At 60.0% G+C, this 8,209-nt stretch carries 7 protein-coding genes and 2 pseudogenes; 3 read left to right on the top strand and 6 right to left on the bottom strand.

Annotation, left to right across the window (positions count from 1 at the left end):
• Positions 1-34 precede the first annotated feature (34 nt).
• On the bottom strand, positions 35-652 hold the full coding sequence (locus ABI660_RS21970) for a DNA methyltransferase (protein ID WP_348072147.1): 618 nt from the start codon (positions 650-652) through the stop codon (positions 35-37).
• 269 nt (positions 653-921) lie between these two features.
• Positions 922-1,209, bottom strand: a pseudogene (locus tag ABI660_RS21965) (3-deoxy-7-phosphoheptulonate synthase); the annotation flags it as partial.
• Between the two features lie 212 nt (positions 1,210-1,421).
• Between ABI660_RS21965 and ABI660_RS21960 the strand changes: the two are divergent.
• Both ABI660_RS21960 and ABI660_RS21955 read left to right on the top strand, forming a co-directional pair.
• Positions 1,422-2,543 (top strand): XRE family transcriptional regulator, encoded by a 1,122-nt coding sequence (locus ABI660_RS21960; RefSeq protein ID WP_348072145.1) that lies wholly within the window; start codon positions 1,422-1,424, stop codon positions 2,541-2,543.
• Positions 2,540-3,145 (top strand): hypothetical protein, encoded by a 606-nt coding sequence (locus ABI660_RS21955; RefSeq protein ID WP_348072143.1) that lies wholly within the window; start codon positions 2,540-2,542, stop codon positions 3,143-3,145. The genes ABI660_RS21960 and ABI660_RS21955 overlap by 4 nt, the downstream gene beginning before the upstream one ends.
• Positions 3,146-3,303: 158 nt before the next feature.
• Here ABI660_RS21955 and ABI660_RS21950 read toward each other — a convergent pair whose 3' ends face one another.
• Positions 3,304-4,410: a 3-deoxy-7-phosphoheptulonate synthase gene (locus tag ABI660_RS21950; RefSeq protein WP_348072141.1), complete on the bottom strand. Its 1,107-nt coding sequence runs from the start codon at positions 4,408-4,410 to the stop codon at positions 3,304-3,306.
• Between the two features lie 369 nt (positions 4,411-4,779).
• Here ABI660_RS21950 and ABI660_RS21945 point away from each other — a divergent pair, with 369 nt between their 5' ends.
• Positions 4,780-6,324 (top strand): Fic family protein, encoded by a 1,545-nt coding sequence (locus ABI660_RS21945; RefSeq protein ID WP_348072140.1) that lies wholly within the window; start codon positions 4,780-4,782, stop codon positions 6,322-6,324.
• A 180-nt stretch (positions 6,325-6,504) separates the two neighbouring features.
• Here ABI660_RS21945 and ABI660_RS21940 read toward each other — a convergent pair whose 3' ends face one another.
• The 3 genes and pseudogenes from ABI660_RS21940 to gyrB all read right to left on the bottom strand — a co-directional run.
• Positions 6,505-7,116, bottom strand: a complete 612-nt coding sequence (locus tag ABI660_RS21940) for a 3'-5' exonuclease (protein ID WP_348072139.1) — start codon at positions 7,114-7,116, stop codon at positions 6,505-6,507.
• A gap of 36 nt (positions 7,117-7,152) precedes the next feature.
• Positions 7,153-7,347 (bottom strand): hypothetical protein, encoded by a 195-nt coding sequence (locus ABI660_RS21935; protein WP_348072137.1) that lies wholly within the window; start codon positions 7,345-7,347, stop codon positions 7,153-7,155.
• A gap of 9 nt (positions 7,348-7,356) precedes the next feature.
• Positions 7,357-8,209, bottom strand: a pseudogene (gene gyrB, locus ABI660_RS21930) (DNA gyrase subunit B); the annotation flags it as partial.

Raw genomic sequence — 8,209 nt, 5'->3', positions numbered from 1 at the left:
TCATGGCTCAATCCTCTCAGAGATTTGAGCCTCCTCAAAATACGGGGCGATTCATCCCTTTGCGCATGACTTCGTAAGAAAGATGCAACCGCTGTACAAAATTTGTCGGCGTTGGAACTTCTTCTTTACCGTCCAAAGCCCACTGCGCCGTTCTTAAGAGCAAAGTTCTTGCGAACCGCTGCGTTGCTCCTCGAGGCAGAGTGGCAATTAATGCACACAGATTCACAATCAGATTTCGAAGCAGCCCCGGTGTCCCCGCTAAATTCTCCTTAGCCTCACGTGATGGACCAAGCAACGGTGCAATATCAGTGGTTATCGCACCTAACCACTCGCCTACACAGTCGAGCTGATTCTTACTAAGAGGTGTAGTTTTCGCTTCCGCTATGAACAATGCCAACTGGCTCAAGTCCGAGCCCGCCGCTTGGCGCCCTTGCGAAAGAGCCTCAACCACGGTGGTGCCTCCCCCGCAGAACGGGTCAAGCACCATGTCGCCACGTCGAGAAAAACTGACTATTGCCTCTCTAACGAATCGCTCACCAAACCTGGCGGGATAACGATAGAACCCATGAGTAAGGCTGGTTACGCGCGACGGCGCAGCAGCCGCTTCGAGCAGGCCCTCATACCGCAGATCTCCCCTCCACACTGCACTCATCAAGCCTCCCTATTGCTCACGCCTTGTAGCGAAGAGCTCTTATTCTCGAATTACGAACTCAACTATTGGCATTCAGAACTCCCAGTTGTATCGGGACGATTAAACATGGAAGCGAATTCAGATCCGGACAGAGCTGCAGTATCCATGACCCTCCATCCCCACACAAGGTCTCTTTCCCTACTGATACGCAGCGCAGGAAGGTTGCTAAGCAGTCCGTATGCTCGCACCGGGGTAGCTCTAAATACAGCAACACATGTAGCGTAGTTGGGCTAACTTAAACTTCTGCCCTTACGGCGATCCTGGACCGCCCCTGCCAACCCCTCCAGCACCGGCACCGTCTGCGCCATGCTGATGCAGGCATCGGTCACCGACACACCAGGTCGCAGCGGTGTGCCGGGCACGATGTCTTGCCGGCCTTCATGCAGATGGCTTTCGATCATGAGCCCGGTGATGCGCCGGTCGCCGGCGGCCATCTGCTGGGCCACCTCGGCTGCCACGGTGATCTGGCGCTGGTGCTGCTTGCTGCTGTTGGCGTGGGATACGTCGATCATCACCTGCCACCCCACGCCGAACAATCCCGCATCGTTACTCGCGTAGCCCAGCTGCGCCGTCTGTGCGCCGACCTGCGCCAGCGCCTGACCGCCAGCCAATCCACCCAAGCCCATCTGGCCGAGGCGCTGGTTCAGGATGTTGCATAGAGAGCGAATAACCCTTGATCTAGCTTGATTAAACTTGATTTTTGGGGGTTTGCACAGATAATCTACTGCTTATGCACAAAGTTATCCACAGCGACAACATTAAGTCCGCCATTCAAGCACGGGGGTGGACCCAAAAGGAACTGGCTACGCAGTTGGGTGTAACGGGCCAAGCCGTGACCAACTGGATGAAGGGCACGGATTTCCCCCGGCCAGACAAGCTGCTTAAGCTCGCAACCACCCTGAAGTTGGAGTTTGGCGACTTGGTGCAGTTGCCTCAAGCCACTCAGCCTGTGGTGGCGTTCCGCAAAAAGGCGGGCGCGAAGACCAAAGACGAGCACGTCATCAAGGCCATGGCCATGGGGGCTTTGTTAAAGGCACTGGTTCCGTTCTTGTCCGCCGTGCCGCAACTGCGCCGCCAGGTGCCTGATCCTTCTACCGAATATGCGGCCGTGCAGGAGGTGGTTTCGCAGGTCCGCAAGAATTTAGGGCTGGGTGAGGGCGGCGTGCTGCATTACGAGCAATTGCTGAGCGAGTTTGCCGAGAACGGGGCGGTGGTTGTGCCTGTCATGTGGGGCGCTCTGCAGAACCACAAGAACGCTTTGCATATTCTTTTGCCCCAGGAGCGCGTGACTTTCATCTTCTTGAATCTGGATACCTATCTGGAGGATTTCAAATTCTGGATGGCACATGAGCTGGCGCATGTGTTTACTCCGCAGCTGGCTGGGAAAGATGAGGGGGAAGATTTTGCGGACGCCTTTGCCGGCGCCCTGCTATTCCCCAAAGAACTGGCCCGCACGGCATATACCCAGGTTGCCGGGCAACCCAAGGCGCATGAAGCCACCGTGTTGCAAGCGTTTGCGCGTGAGCATGGTATTTCTCTCAATACCGTCTTTCAGCAAGTCAATGGATTCGCTCTGTCGGCGGGTTTGTCACCCTTGAAGCATGCGGCCATCGACATTCACAAAATGCGCAATGCGCAACGGGGCAAACTGGTAAGCGAGACGCTGTTTGCACCGTTACCACCATCGCCTTCGGCCTATTTGGCAGCGGCCGAGCGCCAGTTTCACAGCGACTTTTTTCAGGCACTGAGCCGCATGATGCAAGCAAAGCAAACCGGTGCGGGCTATATCCAACAGGTGATGGACATACCCATGCAAGATGCATTGGCACTGCATGGGGAACTGACCCGGTGACCACCGAAGTCCTGCTGGACACGAATACCTACCTTCGGCTTGCCAAGCGCATTCGCCCTGCGGTAGGGTGCCAGTTTGGCCAGGTTCCGTATGTCGTGGTGATTCTGAAAGTAGTGGAGGAAGAGGTCCACCGCAATCCCAAGCTCCGATTCAAAAACCCTTGGTTTGACGAGCCCGAGTTTGCGCAAGAGCGTTTGGCCAAGCAGACTCGGCTCAGTGCAGCGGATAAACAGGACATGAAGTTGGTGCAGGACGTGCTGATGGGTACAGTTCAGCTTGAGATTGACAAGTACACCTCCCACGGTCGTTCCCCACCAGGGCCTACGGATTGCTGGCTGCTTGCCTATGGACAGATCAAAAGCGCAATCGTTGTAACCGATGACTTGGGAATGCACACCTTGGCTGAGGAAGCGGGGCTGAGGGTCTGGCACGGGTTTGAGATGCTTGCGAAACTCAGATCAGCAAAGGTTGTGGATAACGATCTGGTGCGTGACATCTACGATGCACTGGAACGCAACGGTGATATGACAGACACTTGGCGCACGGCCAAGCATGAAGAATTCAAAAGAATATTTGGACCCAAGCCCAAGGGTAATGATTAAAAACCCGCTCGCTTTGATACGCAGCGCGGGTGTTCCATCCCTCACCGAAAAATCCCGTAGTTCCTCTCAGAGCCAACGCCGACCGCCAGCCAATCCACGCAAGCGTCTGGCCGGTGCGCTGGCGCAAAGACTGGAACTGGTTCGCGAACCGGCCAGCGTCATCCCTTTCTGAATCCGCGCCGCTCCCTCACCGCCCCCGCCAACCCCTCCAACACCGGCACCGTCTGCGCCATGCTGATACACGCATCGGTCACCGACACACCAGGCCGCAGCGGCGTGCCAGGCACGATGTCTTGCCGGCCTTCCTGCAGGTGGCTTTCGATCATGAGGCCGGTGATGCGCTGGTCGCCGGCGGCCATCTGCTGGGCCACCTCGGCTGCCACGGTGATCTGGCGCTGGTGCTGCTTGCTGCTGTTGGCGTGGGACACATCGATCATCACCTGCTCGCGCAGGCCGGCGCTTTTAAGCAGGGCGCAGGCGGCGTCTACATCGGCCTTTGAGTAATTGGGTTGTTTGCCGCCGCGCAAAATCACGTGGCAGTCGTTATTGCCGCGGGTTTCAAAAATCGCGGCCTGGCCCATCTTGGTCATGCCCATGAATGCGTGGTTCGCCTGCGCGGCCTGGATGGCGTCGGTGGCCACCTTGATGCCGCCGTCGGTGCCGTTCTTGAAGCCGACGGGGCAGCTCAGGCCCGAGGCCAGCTGGCGGTGGCTGGGGCTTTCGGTGGTGCGTGCGCCAATGGCGCCCCAGCTCACCAGGTCGCTGAGAAACTGGGGGCTCAGCAAATCCAGAAACTCGGTGCCCACGGGCAGGCCCAGGGCCAGCACGTCCAGCAGCAACTGCCGCGCCATTTCCAGCCCTTCATTGATGGCGAAGCTTCCGTCCAGGTGCGGGTCGTTGATATAACCTTTCCAGCCCACGGTGGTGCGTGGCTTTTCAAAGTACGCGCGCATCACCACCAGCAGCTCACCGGCCAGCGCATCGGCCTGCGCCTTCAGCTGGCGGGCGTAGTCCATGGCCTGGCCATGATCGTGAATCGAGCAGGGCCCCACCACCACAATCAGCCGGTCGTCGGCGCCATGCAGCACGCGCGAAATCGCCGCGCGGCTTTGCTCCACCAGGCTCAGGCTAGCTTCGGGCACCGGCAGCCACTCCTGCAGCAGGGCGGGCGTGATCAGCGGGCGCACCGCGCTGATGCGGGTGTCGTCAATGCGGGTGGTGTCGTGGGTAGACAGCGGCGTGGCGGGGTGGGTGTGGGTGGTCATGGGGCAGATTATGAGCGTTTTATGCCTCCAGCCCTTTGTGGACGGGCACAAGCAGCTACATTTTTAATAGCGGTTTTCCCGTCCATCGAATGTCTGGCGTTTGATCGACGGCAAGGAAAGCTGCCCGCGAGCGCGGCACGCAGGTGCAAGGAAGCTGCGCCAACCCAAGAGGACCCGACGTCACGGCGGGTTCAGCACCTCATATCGGCAGCAGCCGAGACTCTTATGGTCTTACGGCGGAGGCAATAAGCCTGAAAATAGTCAGTTGAAAAAGCTTAATTCTAGTCAATTGACATGACTTAATAGTAGTGCAATAATAAGACGGAATATTAGATAAAACACACGGGGCCGTTCAATCCCCAACCGTCCATGCCCGCTCCCAACGAAAAACTGGCCCAGTCCCTCGCTGAACTTGCTGCCTTGCAAGAGCGAGGTCACCGCGTCATCCGCGGCAACCAGCTTTCCCGCACGCATCGGGAAAGGCTGAGCAAAGCGGGCTTCATTGAAGAGGTTTTCAAGGGCTGGTATCTGCCTGGCAGGCCCGGGGAGCCGCTTGGCAGCACCGCCGCGTGGTTTGCCGGCATGCGCAACTTCATCAGTGGTTACTGCGATGACCGCTTCGGCCAGGACTGGCACTTGAGCCCCGAACAATCGCTACAGCTGCGCTCCGGAGAGCGAGCGCTTCCGCGCCAGCTTCAGGTGTGGACGAAGGGCGGCAACAATCAACGTGTCGAGCTTCCTCACGCATGCTCGCTCTTTCTTTATCGTGCGCCAAATTTGCTGCCTGCGCAGGCGGAGAGCAACGAAGGTGGGCTACGGCTGGTGGCGCTGGCGCCTGCCCTGGTCGCGGTCGGGCCGGGCTTCTACCAACAGCAGGCAGTTGCCGCGCGCATCGCGTTTGGCATGCTTGAAGACCCCGCAGAGCTGCTGAGTCCGTTGCTGCAAGGCTCGCATTCTGTGGTGGCTGGCCGGCTGGCGGGAGCCCTGCGAGCTCTCGGCCGCCCTGAAATGGCTGACGACATAGTCAACACCATGAAAAGCGCGGACTATGTGGTCCAGGAGGCCTCGCCGTTTGATGTTGTTCCGTTGGCCTTGCCAGGCGGACGACCGGAGTCGCCTTACGTACAGCGCCTGCGGCTCACCTGGGCGCAAATGCGGGGCGTCGTCATGGAGCAGCTGCCCGCGCAGGGCCCCCTGCCCACGGACATCGGTGCAGCGCTGAATGACGTGGAGGCCCGCTACGTCAGCGATGCCTACCACTCACTGTCGATCGAAGGTTATCGGGTCACGCCGGAGCTGATTGAACGCGTGCGCTCCGGCAGCTGGGACCCGGAAGGTGCGGACAATGGCGCACGCGACGCCATGGCCGCCAAGGGCTATTTTGAGGCCCACACCGAGGTGAAAGAGTTCATTGCCCGTTTGCTGAAAAGCCAGAGCCCGCGCCATGACGTGCGAGACGCGCTCGGCAGCTGGTATCGCGCGCTTTTCAGCCCAAGCGTTCAGGCGGGTCTGCTCAAGCCACGCGACCTGGCGGGTTGGCGCAATGAGCAGGTCTACATCCGCGGGGCCATGCACGTGCCGATTTCGAAAGAAGCTGTACGCGATTGCATGCCAGTCCTCTTTGAACTGATTGCCACGGAGCCGCACCCGGGCGTTCGCGCGGTACTCGGACACTTCTTCGTCGTTTACATCCACCCCTATATGGAGGGCAACGGCCGGCTGGGCCGCTTCCTGATGAACGCGATGCTGGTCACCGGCGGTTATGTCTGGACCATCGTCCCCGTGCAGCAACGCAAGCCATACATGGAAGCCCTCGAAAAGGCCAGCACCGGCCATGACATCGTGGAATTCGCCGCTTTCATTGGCAAACTCATTCGTGAGCAGACCAAAGAGCCCCTGTCGCGGCCGGGGTGACGTATCACCGAAGGTCGTCGCCTTGGACCTCAAGCTTGCGGTCGCGACCCTGCCCTGATGATCAGCGGCACACCGGCCTAGGCGCGGTGCCTTCATGGGGCGGGTTATGAGTGTTTTATGCCTCCAGCCCTTTGTAGGCGGGCGCAAGCAGCTAGCTTTTTAATAGCGAATCAGCGGCTCTCAAGCCGTGGCGTACTTCGCCATCAGCGCGGGAACCGCGGGCTTGGCGCAGCGCTGCAGGTTCATCAGCAGGGCGTGGTCGGGCTTGCCCACGCGACGGCGGGTGCGCAGGTCATGCTGGATCTGTCCCAGCAGCGACGCTGCCATTTCTGCATCGGCCAGCGCTCGGTGGGCCCGCCCGGCGCGCGGCAGGTGGTGGTAGTCCACCAGCACGCCGAGCTTGTGACTGGACGCCTGGGGATACAGCCTTCTGGACACAAGCATGGTGCAGGCAAAGGGCTGCGCCGCAGCCGCTCCGGCACGTGCCAGCTCGGCCTGCCAGAACCTGCGGTCAAACGAAGCGTTGTGCGCCACCATGGGTGTGTTGCCCACAAAGCGGCTCGCCTCGCGCATGACGGTAGCGGCGTCGGGCGCTGTGGCCACCATGGCGTTGCTGATGCCGGTGAGGCTGGTGATGAAGGCGGGAATGTGCACACCCGCATTCATCAGGCTCTGGAAGCGGTCAACCACGTTGCCGTTTTCAACCAGCACGATGGCCACCTCGGTGGCGCGGTCACCCATGGCGGGCGACAGGCCGGTGGTTTCAAAGTCGATAACGGCAACCAGGGTCATGCCTTTACTCTCTGCCTTCTCGCATCGACCAGGTATTCAATCGCGCTTGAGCTGAGTAATGCGGCAAACTCTTTGAACGTGGAAAGCGCCAACAGAACATCCTGCATAGCGCCGGAGACGCAAGGCTTCCAATGCGTCAATTCGTGACTGAATCGGTTGCGTTAGCCACCAAGCCAGATCCGCCGGTTCCTGGGCGACATGCAACTGGATACGTTTGACGACGCGTTGCATGGTCACCCTCTAAACGTCAATATTCGCAGCGCGCAGCGCATTCGTCTCAATGAACTCGCGGCGCGGCTCGACGTCGTCACCCATCAGCATGGTGAACACGTGATCGGCTTCGATGGCGTCGTCAATCTGCACGCGCAGCAGGCGGCGCACGGCGGGGTCCATGGTGGTTTCCCACAGCTGGGCGGGGTTCATCTCGCCCAGGCCTTTGTAGCGCTGGCGTGCGGTGGCGGCTTCGGCCTGCGTGATCAGCCAGGCCATGGCTTCGCGGAAGGTTTCTACCTTCTCCTCTTTCTGGCGTTCGCCTTCGCCGCGCGTTACCTTGGCGCCTTCGTTCATCAGGCCCTTGAAGGTGACAGCGGCTTCCACCAGCGCCAGGTAGTCGGCACCGTGCACAAAGTCTTGCGTGAGCACGCTGCTTTTCACGTTGCCATGATGGCGGCGGCTGATGCGCAAAATGGGTTTGTCGGTACGGGTGTCAAACTCGCCGGCCACTTCGGCCGTGGGCAGCTGGGCCTGCAGCGCGGCGGCTGAGCGCTCGGCGTCTTCCACGGTGTCCAGGTTCAGGGCCACACCGTCGGCAATGGCCTTGAGCGCTTCGCCGTCCATGTAGCCGCGCAGGCGGTTGATGACGGACTCGGCCAGCTGATGCTTGCGCGCCAGCTCGGCCAGTGTGTCGCCGGTCAGCAGCGTGCCTTTGCCGCTGGATGGGTCGGCACCGGTTTGCACGGCCGCGTCTTTCAGCGCAATCTTCAGCAGGAAGCTGTCGAGGGCGGCGCTGTCTTTGAGGTACTGCTCTTCCTTGCCCGACTTGACCTTGTACAGCGGCGGCTGCGCAATGTAGATGTGGCCACGCTCCACCAGT

This window comes from Polaromonas sp. (assembly GCF_039930745.1).
Taxonomy (GTDB): domain Bacteria; phylum Pseudomonadota; class Gammaproteobacteria; order Burkholderiales; family Burkholderiaceae_C; genus Polaromonas.
This window is presented reverse-complemented; position numbering and strand designations above follow the sequence as displayed.